The following is a 16,852-nucleotide window of genomic DNA, read 5'->3' on the forward strand; positions in this document are numbered from 1 at the left end:
AACGTTAACAAAGGAGTACTGACGTGGTAGAACCCCTGCTTTCTGGTATCGTGCTTGGTTTGATTTTAGTCACCCTCGCGGGACTATTCTTCGCTGCCTATATGCAGAAAAAGCGCGACAACAAACTAGGAGTATAAAAGTGCTGTAGGGGCGCGGTTCTCCCGCCCTCCTGAGTCAGCTGAGTGAGGTGGGCACAGCCCACCTTTTTAAATGGTTGTAAACTTTCAGATGCTGGCTGGGCAATAGAAGCTAAGGGCAGTGTTGCCGTAAACCTTTTGGCGACAGATTTCCAGTGCGGGAACGGGTTCAACCGTCCAGTTGTTAGGACTATGTTCCACTGCGAATTCACCGCCTTCAGCCAGTAGTTGATGCTGCGCGATCGCTTCCAACACCGGCTGATATAATTCACTCGCATAGGGTGGGTCAAAGTATATCCGGTCGAACTGCTGACCGCCAAGGGTTTTCAATCGTTGAACGACATCCCCCCGCAACACTTGAAATTTTTGGTCTTCTTGAGCGACTTGCTGCCAGTTTTCCTGGATAATGGCGCAGGCGCGACTCCACTGTTCAATTCCGACGACGTAACTGGCACCCCGACACAATGCCTCTGCGCCCATCGAACCACTACCGGCACACAAATCCAACCAGCGACAGCCGGTGATGCTGCCCTGCCAAATGTTAAATACTGCTTCCCGCACTCGCCCTAGTGTAGGTCGGGTTTCTTGACCTGGCAAGGTTTTGAGTAAGCGATTGCCGTAGATTCTGAGGCTCATAATTAGGTCAGACGTGCCGCTACGCTAAGGCAACTTTACTATGCGGCAACTTCGGTTCGTACCTGGGCAACAAAGTTGGATAATATTTGCAGTCCGCTGGTAGAAGATTTTTCCGGGTGGAACTGCACAGCCATCAAGTTATCACGCGCGATCGCAGCCGTCACCGTTTGGCTTCCGTGGGTGATGGTGGCGGCGCGGATTTGAGGATCGACGGGATCGACGTAGTAAGAATGGACAAAATAAACCCAAGACTGAGACGGTAACTGCCGCCAGATTGGGGCATCCGGTTGGGCGATTTCCAGTTGATTCCAACCCATGTGGGGAATCGTCAAGTTAGGTTCAGGTCGAAATCGTCGCACCACACCGGGGATAATGCCTAAACCGGGTTCTTTGCCTTCTTCGCTGGAATCGAATAGAATTTGCAATCCCAGACAGATCCCTAAGAAAGGTTTGCCGGATGCGATCGCTTCTTTGATGGGTTCTACTAGGTGGCGCGATCGCAAGTGTTGCACTGCCGGATCGAAAGCTCCCACCCCAGGCAACACTACAGCATCCGCCCGTGCAATGTCTGCCGGTGAATCCGTAATTTTAGGGGTTGCACCCGCTTTTTCCAATCCCTTACAGGCAGAGTGCAGATTTCCCATGTCGTAGTCGATGACTGCAATGACTGACATTAATATGCGCCTTTGCTGACTTTTGTTGTTTGTGTTGGGTGTCTAGTTCCCTTCTTTTAACTTTACATTCTTTTGTTAAAAATTTCAAAAATATCTCTTTTCACCGTTTGGCAATTCATACTGAATGAATATTTCTTTACCTTCAGGCAGTTGTAATTCCGAAATTTTGAAAATTTTTAAGTTTTTGTCATCTTCCTCAAAGTATCCCCGATTAATTTGAATGGGATTATATACTTCTACATCCCTTGTCCCAAATCTATCTTCGGAAGAATCTAAAAGTATCTTTATTTTATCATTTTCAACGATCATGTATTCTGTGACAGGATCTCCCTCTTGGGTGATACAGATTTTTTTTGCCCCAAGATTACCTTTTTTTAACTTGAATACCCAGCTCAGCAAAGACTTGGTTGAATTGTTTTCATCAAAATTAGTTAATTCTTCTCTAGATGGGCACTCGATTGCTTTGAGCAATTTGTCTTTCTTCAGCCGCTCAAGCAAAGCCTTTTCTTCTTTTGTAATCTTTTCTTGATTCAGATTGACAGTCTGCGTTTGAGCGGCTTTTTCTAAATTACAGCCTGATGCCAGAAGCACCACTCCTAAAATAAGAAGTAATCGTCGCACTTTCTACCTCAACCTCATTTCAACATTTGTTACATTTGCGTCTATTAAACGAAAGACGCATCTCTCTAAACATTTGTTGCTGTCAGGCAGGTAAGTGGTTAGATTAAGCTAATCCACGCATCCCACAAAGCTACTTATGAATCGAAAAATTCTGCTAACGTCTTTTACTACCTGGCTTCCCCATCAAAACTCTAATGCTTCCGACGATCTATTACTGGAAGTTGGCAACCTAGACTCTTTATCGCTATCATTGAGTTTTTTAAGAGAGCTACCCGTTGATGTTGCTCAAGCAAGCGATCGCGTCTTTGCCAAAATTAACGAATTACAGCCGGATGCCATTATCTGCTGCGGTATGGCAGAGTCTCGGACTCAATTGAGCGTAGAATCCTGTGCGGCTTGTGGAACCACACTGCTAAAAACATCGGTAAATCTAGAAAAACTATTAACAGGCTCAGTCGCAACTGAAATCAGCGATGATGCCGGTAAATTTGTCTGCGAAGGGCTGTATTACTCAGTATTAGACTACTTACAAGAACGCCAAATTAACAGCCGCTGTATCTTCGTTCACGTCCCAATCCTAACTCCGGAAAATTCTTCGGGAATCATGGCAGATTTTTTATGTATTCTGAAGAACCTGGCACTTTCTTAAAGTCCTTGATGTCTTAGCACCCATCCGGAAAATCTTTGGTTGGCATCCTCAGCGAACGTACAAGGACGACTCAGTAAAGTTGTGGCTTCACGGACGAAGTCCGCCTACACTGACTAACAGTAAATTTAGCTTGCGGAGGCAGGCTTTGTTTGTGTCGTCCCATTTAGTCTGAGGGCACACTTTTCAAAAAGTCTAGTCAGATGATTTTTCCGGATAAGGTCGTTATCGTTTTTAAATATTAATCTTCCCATGTTGCCATTCTTGCCCCTTTTACCGCTTGCTCAAACACCACCGCCGCCACCCAAACCAGCCCCTCAAGAGATTGTGCGACCCCAGCCAGTTATGCCTTTACCCGGACAACTGGATAAAGTGCCGATGTTTAACAGTAACAGTCCAGAATGGGTGAAAAGTGAAGGGATTTTACTTTCTACTTTTCCCCCAAATGGGAAAAAGGTGCCAACGGCTCATCTTAATTTTCCTTTCCAGGGGAGATTTGATTTATTTGCCCACCACTTTAGCCACACTCCCAAGGATTTGCAGACGCTTTATCTGGGCGTAATCTTGCATAATCCGGGGAAAAAACCCGTCAAAGTGGAAGTATTGCAAGCGGCAAGTCAGCTAATGCAGAATGCGCCCTATGTCAAACTGCCAACTTATGTCGAAAATCGCAACGGAGACGTATATTCCGGTCATGGCGATCGCGCAGTCAACGATGTCATGCGAGGCAAGCGACAAGCTGATTTTCCCGCCCAGCTAGTGATACCACCGGGACAAAGCCGTTTGTTGATGAATCATCCGATTCCGGTGCGGAATCTAGAAAAGCCCATCAATGGTCGGTCTACGCTAATGAGGTTGCAGAGTAATGGCAAGGTTTATGCAGCCAGTTTAGCGATGTATGCCAAAAAAAATCCAGATGGCAGCGAACGGAAACCAACCCAAGCAGAATGGCAAACTTTACTCGATACAGGCACTTTAGCCGGACCCAGAGATAAAGCCCCCTCCCCTCCAGGGCAAACCAGCGGGCAATTTATCTATAGTCGCGTAGCAGGAGTCTCTGAAGGTTCTGCCTGGAAAGCGCAACTGGTAGATAAACCCAATGCCCAAAATCTCACCATCCCCCAACCCGGTAACGCCATCTCCTATCCCATCAGTTCCCTCAAGTTAGGCACCCTCGGTACAAGTCAAGTGCAAACTGCAAAGATGCTGGTGCGCTATCCGGATACCGCTTACGAAGCACATGGGAACTACGGAGTTGAATACAACCTCAGCGTGCCCTTAATCAACTCCACAAAACAACCTCAAACTGTCACCCTGACGCTAGAAACGCCTTTGAAGGAAGACAAGCTAGCAAAAGGAGGATTGCGTTTCCAGCAACCCCCGCATTTTCCAATTTTCCGAGGTACGGTACGGTTGCGCTACAACGATGACCAAGGAAAACCCCTGACGCGCTACGTGCATTTGTGGCACCAAACGGGTCAGGTAATAGAACCACTGCTAACGCTAAAAATGCCACCGGCGAGTCGCCGCCAGGTGCAAGTCGATTTGATATACCCACCAGATGCGACGCCGCCGCAAGTCCTGACTGTGCGAACTTTAGAAAATACCTCAGCGAATGTAAGTGATAAGTCATTAGTGGAATTGATGCGTGTCCTGTATGGAATTCGGTTTGTACTTTAGTTAAAAAGTTTCCTGATGTATTGGCTGCGGCGTTTGCCTCGCTTCCCTATTTCCAGGTGTAGGGCTTCCAGGCGTAGGGACACGGCATTGCCGTGCCCTTACTTTAGACAGATGAGAAAACTAGATAAAAATTGTTAACTTATGTAACATCGTCTAATTTAGGAACCTGTCCAAAATGCCTAAATTAGTGCCCTCTGTCTCAAAAAATTGAAGGTCAATTCAGTGAAAAGTAATTTCATCAAAAAGCAAGTTAATTTGGATAACTGTTGTCTTTCCTACTATGAAGGAGGAATTGCCTCAAATTTAGATCCGATACTTTTTATACACGGATGGGGAGTATTAGTTGAACCTTATCAAGACAGTTTAGATATTTTATCTGAGCGTTATCAGGTAATTGCGCCTGTTTTACCAGGTTTAGGAAACTCAACCGCACCTGAAAAAATTCAAAATTCTAATGACTATGCAAATATTATTGGTAATTTTGTAAAAAAGTTAAATTTAAAAAAAGTTCATGTAGTTGGACATTCATTAGGGGGCGCAATTGCCATAGCGTTGGCTGCTTTAATGCCGTCGATTGTCCGCAGCCTCATCGTCGTAGATAGTACAGGGATTCCTCTGGGTTCTATACCGGAAGTTGTATTGAAAAGGGCAATTGAAATGCCTGCCCAATCTTGGCAAATGAAGATTCAGCCTGTCAGCGCTATTTTTCAAAACTTGTTTTATAACAGCTTGTTTAATCCTGGAAATACGATAAAGATGGGATTTATCGCCTTACAAGAAGATATCAGACCAACTTTGCCAAAGGTTGAATCCCCTTGTTTGATTTTATGGGGAGAAAACGATGTTCTGACTCCGGTAAAATTTGCCCAAGAATTATCACAAGGGATAAAAGGTTCTAAGCTAAAAATAGTTGAAGAAGGATATCACGAATGGAACCTTTTTTTTCCAGAGAAGTTTACAGAGATTATCTTTAGTTTTATTGCGGAAATTGAGGAGAAAACCTCAGTGCGGGTATAAAATTACCTAAAAATTTGGCTAAGAATAATTTTGGGCGATAAATCCTTCTTTTTTCCCGATCGCGAATCGCGTACTCATAAAAAAATGCTTTTTGTAACGATGCCAGGTCTAAAATAACTTTGTTTTAAAATTTCCCGATCCAATAGCAGCAGCTCTTCCCTTGCCTGTCCTTGGTAAATTGGCTCAATTGGGAGAATAGGGGTGCGATCGCATCCTACAGCGGAGAAAATGGTGAGTGCTAACCGTGAGACTCCGAAATCGCTTCATGCTGACTTTTTTGCCGCTTTTTCTTCTCGCGCAAACAAATCCAATCCCGACACCTGCACCCCCGCCACCACTTGAGGTCGTGCAACCGCAGGAAGTCCGCGCTTTACCGGGCAAACTGGATGACGTGCCAGTTTTTAATAGCAACAGCCCGGAATTAGTCCAGACAGAGGGAATTTTACTTTCAACCTTTCCCCCCAGCAAAAAAAGCACCTCGGCGGCTCATTTAAATTTTCCCTTCCAAGGGCGTTTTGATGTGTTTGCCCATCATATTGCTAAGCCGCCGACGCCGGAAGACTTACGGACTCTATACTTGGGAATCATCGTGCATAATCCCGGTAAGCAACCCGTCACGGTGGATATCTTGCAAGCCGCCAGTTATCTGAGTCAACCAGATGCGCCGTTTGTTCCAATGCCGTCGGTTATTGAGAATCCCTTGGGTACCGTGTATGCTGGCCCTGGCGATCGCGTCAGTAATGATATTTTGCGAGAACAGCGTCAAGCTGATTTTCCCCCTCAGTTGACAATTCCGCCGGGGGAAAGCCGGATGTTGATGAATCATCCGATTCCTGTAAAGACGCTAACGCCGCCACTGAATGGTCGCTCAACATTAATGCGGTTGCGGAGCAATGCCAAAGTCTATATGGCGAGTTTAGCGATGTATGCGCGTCAAAATCCTAACAAGAGCGAACGTACACCGACGCTGGAAGAATGGCAGACACTTCTGAATTCTGGTAATTTAGCACAGCCGCGCGATCGCGTTCCGACCTCTCCTGAAGCCAATAAGGGGCAATTGATCTACGGTCGTGTTGCTGGTGTCGCACAAGGTTCTCAGTGGAAAGCCAGACTGGTAGAAAGACCGGGTGCAGCGAATCTGAGCATTCCCCAACCTGGAAAAGCGTTTTCCTATAGCCTCAGCACCGTTCCTCGCGGCACTCTCGGCACCGAACGAGTGCAAAGTGCCCCCATGTTGGTGCGCTACCCAGATACCGCTTATTTGGCTCACGGCAATTATGGAGTGCAATACAGCCTCACCTTGCCGTTGATTAACGATACAAACGATAGTCAGACTGTAACCTTGGCGATACAGACACCAATTAAACAGGATCGCTTGCAAGGAGGACTGCGTTTTCTAGAACCACCGCCTCAGCAAGTTTTTTTCCGGGGCACCGTCCAGATCCAATACACTGATGACCGAAGCTTACCGCAAATTCGTTACGTGCATTTAGTTCAACGGCGCGGTCAGCAAGGCGAACCTTTGATAACCTTGAAGATGCTACCGGGCGATCGCCGACTGGTAAAAGTCGATTTTATTTATCCCCCAGACGCCACGCCGCCACAAGTTTTAACGGTTAGAACCTTGGAAAAGACTTTTTAAAACGTTGTAATTAAGCCTTTTATCTGCGGGATAATCCCTGACCGCGATTGATATAGGTCTGGACATTCCGCAGTGCTTGGCTCGCATAATAATCGCCCGGACGCTGCTTCAATGCCCTTTGGAAATTAATCAGCGCGGTGTGATAATCGCCTTTCTTGGAAGCCTCGTAGCCAACTCTCATGTATTTGTCATAGTTTGTTGCTGCTGGGGCACTTGCTGGCGGGGGATCTTGCCCTTTTAAATAGTCTGTAATATTCCAATAAGCGAGTGTGGCATAGCGGTCAGTTGGGCGTTCGGCAAGTGCTGACCGAAAGTAAGACAAAGCGGCTGGATAATCCTTTCTTTGTGTCGCTGCATACCCCAGTCTCATGTACTGGTCATAAGCATATTCCGCACCATAAGTCGGGGTTCCGTCGGGAGCCTTCGTCGGTGTGGGAACCACAGTCTGTGTGGGTTGAGGAACGGCAACGGTCGTTGTCTGAGCTTGGGTTCGTTGCGCGGGGACAACGAAAGCGATCGCTAGGAAAGCTGGCAATATTTTTATCCAATTTGTTAGTTTCATATTGTTTCTCTTTTTTGTTTTTCTCCTCTTTCCTACAGAGGTATATATTCATAGAATGCCACCTATTTTTTCTAGCTACCTCTGCCACAAGTCAGGGAAAAACTCGAACTAGGGACACTCCTCTCGATAGAAATTTTGCATTTGTTCGCTGCATTTATAAGCAATCCACGCAAACTTTGTTTAAGTCCCGTTCGCTCAAACATAGAGTTAACGGTTAGCGCAAACCACTCTATAGCAATCCATTTAAGTCATGAGATTCTACCAGTTCATATTCCCGCCTTCTTTGTGATGTCGGGAATCTCAGCTTTACAAATTCTTGAAGACGATTATATTTACAATCAACGAGTAATTCTTTGGAATCAAACTAACTTTTTTATAAAGACTTGATGAAGATTAAGTAAAGATACGTAAAAAAAGAGTCATTTTAAAAAAGCAGTATTTATAATGTTGGTGAAATTGCTGAAAAAGTAAAAAATAAATAGCTGCAAGCAAAAATAAGTTAACGCTTGACTAAAAGTTAAGCGTTATTCTTGCAGCCAAAAAAATTTTAAGTTTTGCAAAATTAGATAATCCTGAGCGAGAATCCTATGAATGCGGTGAGAAGCATTGGTCGGTTGCTGGTAGTTTTTCCTTTGGTAGGAGCGATTAATACTCAAGCAGTGCAGGCGCAATCCATTGTTCCAGCGGGTGACGGCACTGGTACCGATGTTGTCCTTGAGGGCGATCGCTTCGACATTAGCGGCGGACAGCAATCTGGAGCGAATCTTTTCCACAGCTTTGAGAAATTCGGACTGAACTCAAGCCAGATTGCCAACTTTCTCTCCCAACCAGGAATTGAAAACATCCTGGGGCGCGTTGTTGGTGGAGACGCCTCCATTATTAATGGACTGATTCAGGTAACAGGCGGGAATTCTAACCTCTTCTTGATGAATCCCGCAGGCATTATCTTCGGCGCAGGAGCCAGCCTCAACGTGCCTGCTTCCTTTACAGCGACAACAGCAACCGGAATTGGGATCGGCTCAAATTGGTTCAATGCAGCAGGTTCTAACAACTACGCCGCACTGACAGGAAACCCCAACGCTTTTGCTTTCGCCACCAGTCAGCCAGGAGCGATTATCAACGCTGGCAACCTCAGCTTACAGCCGGGACAAAACTTCTTAACTTTGTTGGGCGGTACCGTTATCAATACCGGGCAGCTCTCGGCACCAGGGGGTAACATTACCGTAGCTGCCATCCCTGGCGAAAGTGTCGTCCGCATCACTCAGCAAGGACTGCTGCTAGGTTTGGATATTCAACCCTTGGCAACGGCAGACACTCAACCTGAAAACTGGACATTGCCGATTCCCACATTACCCCAACTGCTGACTGGTGGAAGTGGGGGCAATGCTACCGGAGTGGCAGTTAAAAACGGACAGGTAGTATTAACTGGCTCAGGCATCCAGATAAATGGTGAAACGGGCACTACTATTGTCTCTGGTACTCTCGATGCGGCAAATAAAGCACCCGGTGCAGCTGGAGGCACTGTGGAAGTGCTGGGTAACAAAGTTGCCTTAGTTGAACAAGCTCAAATTGATGTCTCTGGAGATGGAAAGGGAGGCACTGCCTTAATTGGCGGCGACTATCAGGGTAAGGGTGAAGTACCGAACGCCACGCAGACGTATGTAGGTAAGGACGCAACGATTAAAGCTGACACCATTAACAATGGCAATGGTGGGAGAGCAATCGTTTGGGCAGATGAGAAAACCAGTTTTTCTGGGAGTATCAGCGCCCGTGGTGGCAAGAATTTCGGTAACGGTGGATTTGTCGAGGTGTCCGGGAAGAACAGCCTTACTTTTGAGGGCACGGTTGATCTGAGTGCCGTTCAAGGTAGTTTTGGCACTTTAGAAATAGATCCAAAAAACATCAAGATTGTCAATGGTACTGGAGACAATGACGGTGAATTAAATGACGGAAAAATCTTCAAGGATGATGGAAATCCTGACGCCACATTTACGATTTCTGTAGAAAAACTGGAATCTATCTCTAAGACCGTAGCGAATATTCTTTTAGAGGCGACGAATGATATTACTATCGAAGACCTAAGTGATAACAGTCTGGATCTCGCTACTAGTTCAGGCTCGACAGTCACCTTCAAGGCGAATGCTGATGGTATCGATGGTGGTTCCTTTTTTATGAATTCAGGAGATACTATTCAGACTCAAGGAGGAAATTTAAAGATTGAAGCCGTAAACATTACAACCGGAGCAATTAATACTTCATCTTTAAAAGAAAATGGTGGTTCTGTAACTTTTCTTGCGTCAGGAAACATTAAAGTTGCCGGAAACATCAATACATACGGCGATTCTGTAAGTTTGTCTGCTATAGGAAACATCACATCAGAAGACATTTCTACTGGTAATGGCGAAGAGTTTGTTCCTAGCGGATATGGTGACAGTGCTGTAGTTTTGTCTTCAACGGCAGGCAATATTGTGGTCGGTAGCATTGATGCGGGGGCTGGTGGTATTGACATTACAGCTTTTGGTATTTTCCAAGCTAAGAATTCTTTTAATCCTTCTCCATCGGGTTTAGAGATAAAAATCAAACCTGAAAACGATCCAGAATTACTGGGGTTTCTTCAAAGCAAAAATATTGAATTTGATTCAAAAAAAGGAATTACAGTAGTTACAAAAGATATTTCATCTAGTTTGCATGCTAGACCGAGTAGCGACAAAACTAATGAAGAAATTAATGCCCCGATTAGTATTCGGTATGGAGGTGCAACCACAACAATTGTATCAAAACAGTTTGATATTTATACTCCCGGAAGTTCAACACCTAGTGGCAAAGGTAGCATTTTAATCCAAGGTGGAAACGGAATTTTTATTGTTGGGTCTGAAATCAAGAAAGGCGACGAAGCCTTTAAACCAGTTGAACCAGACCTTCCTTATGATAAAACTTTTGATGCTAATTTTGATTTCCAAGAAGACTTTGCATTGCTTAAAAACGAAATTTACACGCCGCTTGATTTTGGTTCAAATAAGTTTCCCAATAATGTTAGCGGTACGGTGGGAGCTATCACCGTAGGAGCTGGAAGTAACAGTTCCTTTTATGGGTCTATTCAAAATATCCCTTTTCCTCCAAGCGTCCAAAACCCCAACCCTACTACAAATCCTAACCCTAACCCTAACCCTAACCCTAATCCGAATACGGACACTGGTATTAAACCGAATACGGGGAGTGGCAACAACACAAATATTGGTACTAATATCGTTGCCAACACAAATACTGGCACCAACACTAATACGAATACTAGCAATGGCACCAGCACGAATAGTAACAGCGATACTACTACTGATGGATCTGACAATCTCACAACAGATATACAACTCATTGCGCTGAGAAATGACGCTTCTAACTCGCGCTCATCGGATTCGAGCGATCGCGTTCTTGTCTTTGATAACAGCCTCAAAAGCAGCTTAGATGCACGTCATGCGAACCGGGTAACGCGCAACAGCGATGGAACGCTAAAATTGTCAACGACTGAAGCATCTGCTGTGTGCGCTGCACAACTGCAAGATCCGCGACGGAGAAACCTGCAACTACGAGATCCGCGTTGTTTGCAAGAACAACCCGCCGCACCAATCGCATCAGCGTCAGCTCAAAATAGCCGCAAAGTGACGGCAGATCAACTGTTACAGCAAGGCTTTGAACAGTATCAGCCGAATAAGGTTGAATCGGCTGTCCAGTCTTGGCAACAGGCATTAAGAATTTACCAGGAACTCAAAGACGTTCCGGGGGAAGTTGCAGCTAGAGGGGTTCTGGGTGCGGCTTCTCTGGTTCAGGAAAACTATCGGGATGCGATCGCCCTCTTAGAGCCATTCTTGACGATGGAAGCGGGAAATGGCAATCCTACAGCTAAAGCACAAGCACTTTCAAATCTGGGAATTGCTTACAAAGCCGTAGGCAACTATGCAAGCGCGATCGCATCTCATCAGCAAGCTTTGACCATTATGCAGGAAACCAAAGACCGTCAGGGAGAGGGTCAGGTTTCAGTCAATTTAGGAAATACTTACGAAGCTTTGGGTGAATATGACAAAGCAATTCAGTCTTATCAACAAAGTTTAACGATTGCGCGAGAAATTAAAGATCCCTCAGCGGAAGGGAGAGCCTTAGGAAATCTAGGAGCTATTTACGCTAATTTGGGCAAGTCTCAGCAAGCCGTTCAGTCTTACGAACAGAGTTTAGCGATCGCGCGACAAATTAGCGATAAGGAAGGACAAGGAAGCACCCTCGCCAATCTCGGATCTGCTTATCATGTTCAGGGCGAATTTACCAAAGCCCTCGATTATTATCAGCAGAGTTTAGCGATCGCAAAAGAAATTAGCAATCGCGAGTTACAGCACAAGGCACTCGGAAATTTAGGAATTGCTTATGAGGATTTAGGCGACTATCCCAAAGCGATTGAACATCACCAGAAGAGTTTAGAAATTGCGCGATCGCTGGGTGACAAACGAGGAGAGGGAGCGGCTCTCAATAACCTGGGGCATACGCTATTTGCTTCCGGCAAACTTCCAGAAGCCGAGAAAAAACTCCGCGATGCCGTTGAGGTTATGGAATCTCTGCGACCAGGATTAAACGATATCCAAAATGTCTCAGTTTTTGATACACAAGTTCTGACTTACAACCTATTGCAACAAATCCTGATTGCCCAGAAAAAAGAAGATTTGGCTCTGGAAATTTCCGAACGGGGACGTGCCCGTGCCTTTGTAGAATTACTGCAACAGCGATTATCCCCTGAAGCTTCGGCTCGCTCTCAACCCAATTTAAATCCTCCGACGATCGCACAAATTAAAAAAATTGCCAAAGAACAAAATGCCACGCTAGTTGAATATTCAATTGTCCCTGAAGAAGAATTCAAAGTTCAAGGTAAACTCAGAGGTCAGGCATCAGAACTCTTTATTTGGGTCGTTCAGCCTACAGGTAAAGTGGCGTTTCGCCGAGTTGACTTGAAACCGCTGCGACAGCAAGATAATTCTTTTGAAGAGTTGCTAGCTAACAGTCGTATTTTATACGGCCCTAATCTTCAAAAAGGAGAATCTGCTAGAGCGAAACTTCATCAATTGCTGATTCAGCCAATTGCTGATTTTCTGCCGAAAGACGCAAATTCCCACGTAATATTTATCCCGCAAGGTGGGCTATTTTTGTTGCCTTTCCCGGCGCTAAAAGCTCCGAATGGCAAATACTTAATCGAGCAACACACAATCCTAACCGCTCCAGCCATTGAGGTGCTAGACCTCACTCAGCAACAACAGCAACGTGTAGAAGAGTTGCATAGAACATCTCTAGATAGTAAAAACGTCCTAGTGGTGGGCAATCCGACGATGCCCAAGATGCCTACTACTAAAGGTGGACAAACGCCTCAGCCACTAGCACCGTTACCGGGTGCCGAACGGGAAGCGCTGACGATTGCTAAACTCTTGAACACTCAAGCGATTGTGGGTGACAAAGCAACCAAAGTTGAGATTATGCAACAGATGCCCCAGGCGCGGGTAATTCATCTAGCGACGCACGGCTTACTGGATGATATTCAAGAATTAGGCATTCCTGGCGCGATCGCTCTGGCTCCATCCAAGAACGATAATGGATTCCTCACTGCTGGAGAAATCTTTGACCTGAAGCTAAATGCTGAACTTGTAGTGTTGAGTGCTTGTCACACGGGACGCGGCAAAATTACTGGCGATGGTGTCATCGGTTTGTCGCGATCGCTCATTTCATCGGGAGTACCCAGCGCGATCGTATCCCTGTGGGCGGTTCCTGACGAGCCGACGACCCTTCTCATGACAGAGTTTTACCGAACTGTGCAAAAAAACCCGAATAAAGCCCAGGCATTGCGCTTCGCAATGCTAGCGACGATGAAACAACATCCAGAGCCACTCAACTGGGCAGCTTTTACCCTCATTGGGGAAGCACAGTAATCACTCGCCTTTTTACTTGCGTTAGGGATGCGCGATCGCGGCGCTCTCTTCGCAGGGATTTAGGAGATAGCTGCGTAAGCCCTGACAATATTACCGACTGACCGGTCGTAAGGGCAAGGCGAAACTTTGCATTACCTTTACGTAACTTGTGCTGTCTTCATCAACTTCATACGAAAAATTACTGAGCTGAGGACTAATCTTTGTAAAGAACCAATTAGTCTACCTCAGCCACAACTATGGGTGTTTCTAGACTTATCAAGTTTTGGCAATCGACCATACTTCTTCCTGAATTGATTTTTTCCTCAGTAATTAAGCGGCAAAAGTCTTGCTGTGAATTTACTGAAGTCCAAAAAAACCTGAAAGCCAGCTCCCGAATTGTGATTCAGCCACAAGGGGTTCTAAATCGCTGTAATGGCGCTTTCTTACAGCAATGGATTGTGAACAACGTCGTACTGAATGCTCCGGCTTTATGCGTGCTAGATATGACCCATATCAACGGGGTGGATAGTTCGGGACTATTTTCTTTAGTGGCAGGACTCAAAGCAGCCCGGAAACAGCAGTGCCATGTTGTAATTTGTAACTTGCAATCTCCAGTCAAAACACTTTTTGAAGTGGCTCAGCTTGAGGAAATGTTTGATATTGAGGAAAGTTATGAAGCTGCCCTTGAAAAACTGGCTTGACAACTTCATCAAGAGCGCCAGCAGCCGAACGATTGCAGGCTATAAGGGCACTCTAGCCTGAGCTGCGCGGCTAGAAATTTTATCTAAATTCAGCGTTAGGAAGTCAATGCTCGGCTTTCAGCCCTCCGGAAATCAAGCGACACTGATAGGATCGAGATGGATGAATATCGTCTTATCAATCTCGCCATGACTTTGGGCAATCTACGCGACCTTTATCAACAGGTCATTTTAGAACACTACAAGAAGCCACGGCACAAGGGTCAAACCAATCCTGTGCATCGGTCTCAGAGAGGGCACAATCCTTCTTGTGGCGATACCATTGAGCTGACATTGCAGATGAATGCAGCAGGCGACGTCATAGAAGATGTGAAATTTGAAGGAGAAGGCTGCGCGATCGCAATGGCTTCTGCTGACTTGATGGCGGATGCTTTGCGGGGAAAGAAAGTAGATGTAGCCTTGGAAATGGTAGAACGCTTCCAAAACATGATGAAAGGGGAAGCCGAGTTCCCCAAAGAACAACGCAAGCTGAACGTGATGCAAGGCGTTTCTCAGTTTCCAGTTCGGATCAAATGTGCTAACCTCACCTGGCATACTTTAAAAGCTGCCTTAGAATCACCCAATGGCAATCAGCCAAATGGGTTCGTCAGTAATGAAAAGGAAGACGCTTAAGTTGCCATGTTAACGACTACTTTTTTTCTAGAACTAGCCAAATGGTCGGCGGTTCTTACCATCGCCAGTGCAGTTGTAACCGTGCTGGGGTTTATTTTCCAATGGGGTATTCGGTTTAGGCTGGTGGGTAGCACTGGATTTATGGGTGTGCTAACAGCCGGTTTATTTTCTTTGAGTTTGGTACCGCTTACCCATACAGCAGTTCCAGGTTCGGTTCGCTATAAGTTGGTTTATGACACCGGCGGGGCGCAAACGGTGATTTCCGTACCGCCGACGATTTCCAACGCCCAATTAGATGCAACGATGCGTCAAGCTGCTAGCGATTTGTACTCTTATGGTCGTTTAGGTCGGGCAAAAGACAATTTACTGACCATTCGGGTACGTACCGTTATTCATCCCTCCCCTGGCGCTTCTAAACCGCTTTACTTGGGTGAGGTGAAGCGATCGCTAGCCATCCGGGATGATGAACAGCTTAACATCCAAGTCTTCCCAGAAAACCTGGCACAATTGCCAAAGTCTACCGCGTAATTACGGATCTTTCTCTATTTTCTCTAGATTGGGTCTTTCAGAGTCAAAGCGAGGCGGAGCCTAGAAACGAGTGCCTAGAAACGAGTATTAAATAGGCTGCTGCCTCCCTCAATTACTAAAGTAAAGTTATTAGAGAAATTTGTTATAAATTCTTTCATAAGCAGTATTGAGCAATTCCCTTCTTTAAACTAAAATGGTTGATTCTATGGCCAATCAATCCTTACCAGAGTTGTCTACTCAAACCGCTCCTTCGTTATTTTCGCTGATGGTGGCTCCCGGTCGGGTGCTGCGCGGTCAGAGGGCGCTGGAACAAGCGGGAGACGCGATCGCGACTTTTGGGCGGCGTCCCTTGGTTGTTGGGGGCGATCGCACGCTGTCCGTCACGCTACCCCGATTGCAGCTTGCCCTAAAACAGCAAAAAACAGACATTGCCCAGGCATCTTACAGCCCAGATTGCAGTACGCGATCGCTTGAATCTCTGCGGAAAGCTGTCACCGACCATCAAGCCGACGTAATTATAGGCATCGGCGGTGGCAAAGCATTAGACACCGCAAAACTCCTGGCTCATCAATGCCAGTTGCCAGTCGTCACAATTCCCACCTCAGGGGCGACCTGCGCTGCTTGGACAGCCCTTTCTAACGTCTATTCCGACGAAGGGGCATTTCTCTATGATGTCAGCCTCGATCGGTGCCCGGATTTGCTAGTGCTGGATTACGAGTTAATCCAGACTGCACCGCAACGCACCTTAATTGCTGGGATTGGCGACGCCTTGGCAAAGTGGTACGAAGCTTCTGTCAGCAGCGGTCACTCCGACCAAACTTTGATGATCGCCGCCGTGCAACAAGCGCGAGTGCTACGGGATATTCTCTTCCAAAAAGCCGCAGCAGCGCTGAAAGAACCGGGCAGTGAAGTTTGGCGAGAAGTCGTAGATGCCTCAGTTTTACTTGCCGGGGTCATTGGTGGTTTAGGTGGTGCCCAGTGCCGTACCGTCGCCGCCCACGCCGTCCATAATGGTTTGACCCATATCCCCGCCGCCCACGGTGCCATACATGGTGAGAAAGTCGCCTATGGCATTCTCGTCCAGTTACGGTTAGAAGAAATGCTGCAAAGCAACCAACTCGCAGCAACCGCAAGGCAACAGTTATTGAAGTTTTACGCCGAAATTGGACTGCCTCAAACTTTGGATGATTTGGGTTTGGGAAATATTACACTGGGAGAATTTCGGCAAGCCGCTGAAATTGCCTGTGCCCCTAACTCGGATATCCACCGGCTACCCTTCCGGGTGGTGCCCGAACAGCTGATGGCGGCAATGGTGTCGACAACCGCACCCGTTGAGGTAGGGCGTCCAAATCTGGGGCTGACCTCAGCGGCGAATCATAATGATGTTTGAATTTCAAAAATTGCAG

The 16,852-nt window shown here is 46.3% G+C and carries 14 protein-coding genes; 10 read left to right on the plus strand and 4 right to left on the minus strand.

Features of this window, described 5'->3' with window-relative positions:
• Positions 1-23: 23 nt before the first annotated feature.
• Positions 24-137, plus strand: coding sequence for a cytochrome b6-f complex subunit V (petG, locus tag NC997_RS10955; RefSeq protein ID WP_190411146.1), 114 nt, complete (start codon positions 24-26; stop codon positions 135-137).
• 87 nt (positions 138-224) lie between these two features.
• Here petG and rsmD read toward each other — a convergent pair whose 3' ends face one another.
• The 3 genes from rsmD to NC997_RS10970 form a co-directional block, all read right to left on the minus strand.
• Entirely contained in the window at positions 225-773 is a 549-nt protein-coding gene (gene rsmD, locus NC997_RS10960; protein WP_190524590.1) for a 16S rRNA (guanine(966)-N(2))-methyltransferase RsmD, read from the minus strand.
• A gap of 38 nt (positions 774-811) precedes the next feature.
• Positions 812-1,447, minus strand: a complete 636-nt coding sequence (hisH, locus tag NC997_RS10965; protein ID WP_190524592.1) for an imidazole glycerol phosphate synthase subunit HisH — start codon at positions 1,445-1,447, stop codon at positions 812-814.
• An 84-nt stretch (positions 1,448-1,531) separates the two neighbouring features.
• Positions 1,532-2,068 (minus strand): DUF4362 domain-containing protein, encoded by a 537-nt coding sequence (locus tag NC997_RS10970; protein ID WP_190524594.1) that lies wholly within the window; start codon positions 2,066-2,068, stop codon positions 1,532-1,534.
• A 136-nt stretch (positions 2,069-2,204) separates the two neighbouring features.
• Here NC997_RS10970 and NC997_RS10975 point away from each other — a divergent pair, with 136 nt between their 5' ends.
• The 4 genes from NC997_RS10975 (at position 2,205) to NC997_RS10990 (ending at position 7,053) form a co-directional block, all read left to right on the plus strand.
• Positions 2,205-2,717, plus strand: coding sequence for a peptidase C15 (locus NC997_RS10975; protein ID WP_190524597.1), 513 nt, complete (start codon positions 2,205-2,207; stop codon positions 2,715-2,717).
• A gap of 249 nt (positions 2,718-2,966) precedes the next feature.
• On the plus strand, positions 2,967-4,394 hold the full coding sequence (locus NC997_RS10980; RefSeq protein WP_190524599.1) for a DUF3370 domain-containing protein: 1,428 nt from the start codon (positions 2,967-2,969) through the stop codon (positions 4,392-4,394).
• 222 nt (positions 4,395-4,616) lie between these two features.
• On the plus strand, positions 4,617-5,411 hold the full coding sequence (locus NC997_RS10985) for an alpha/beta hydrolase (protein ID WP_190524601.1): 795 nt from the start codon (positions 4,617-4,619) through the stop codon (positions 5,409-5,411).
• Between the two features lie 265 nt (positions 5,412-5,676).
• Positions 5,677-7,053: a DUF3370 domain-containing protein gene (locus NC997_RS10990; protein ID WP_190524724.1), complete on the plus strand. Its 1,377-nt coding sequence runs from the start codon at positions 5,677-5,679 to the stop codon at positions 7,051-7,053.
• A gap of 19 nt (positions 7,054-7,072) precedes the next feature.
• On the opposite strand, the gene NC997_RS10995 is transcribed toward NC997_RS10990, so the two are convergent.
• Entirely contained in the window at positions 7,073-7,615 is a 543-nt protein-coding gene (locus NC997_RS10995) for a hypothetical protein (protein ID WP_190524603.1), read from the minus strand.
• A gap of 587 nt (positions 7,616-8,202) precedes the next feature.
• Here NC997_RS10995 and NC997_RS11000 point away from each other — a divergent pair.
• The 5 genes from NC997_RS11000 (at position 8,203) to NC997_RS11020 (ending at position 16,836) form a co-directional block, all read left to right on the plus strand.
• Positions 8,203-13,569, plus strand: coding sequence for a CHAT domain-containing protein (locus NC997_RS11000; RefSeq protein ID WP_190524605.1), 5,367 nt, complete (start codon positions 8,203-8,205; stop codon positions 13,567-13,569).
• A 377-nt stretch (positions 13,570-13,946) separates the two neighbouring features.
• Positions 13,947-14,249 carry an STAS domain-containing protein gene (locus NC997_RS11005; RefSeq protein ID WP_190524607.1) on the plus strand — a complete coding sequence of 101 codons (303 nt, stop codon included), beginning with the start codon at positions 13,947-13,949 and terminating at the stop codon, positions 14,247-14,249.
• Positions 14,250-14,435: 186 nt separating this feature from the next.
• Positions 14,436-14,918 (plus strand): Fe-S cluster assembly sulfur transfer protein SufU, encoded by a 483-nt coding sequence (gene sufU, locus NC997_RS11010; RefSeq protein WP_190426735.1) that lies wholly within the window; start codon positions 14,436-14,438, stop codon positions 14,916-14,918.
• 6 nt (positions 14,919-14,924) lie between these two features.
• A complete protein-coding gene (locus tag NC997_RS11015) occupies positions 14,925-15,446 on the plus strand; it encodes a Ycf51 family protein (RefSeq protein WP_190524608.1) in 522 nt (173 codons plus the stop codon).
• 205 nt (positions 15,447-15,651) lie between these two features.
• Positions 15,652-16,836: an iron-containing alcohol dehydrogenase family protein gene (locus NC997_RS11020; protein WP_190524726.1), complete on the plus strand. Its 1,185-nt coding sequence runs from the start codon at positions 15,652-15,654 to the stop codon at positions 16,834-16,836.
• Positions 16,837-16,852 lie beyond the last annotated feature (16 nt).

The sequence above is a fragment of the Trichocoleus sp. DQ-A2 genome (assembly GCF_039961915.1).
Lineage (GTDB): Bacteria > Cyanobacteriota > Cyanobacteriia > Cyanobacteriales > FACHB-T130 > FACHB-T130.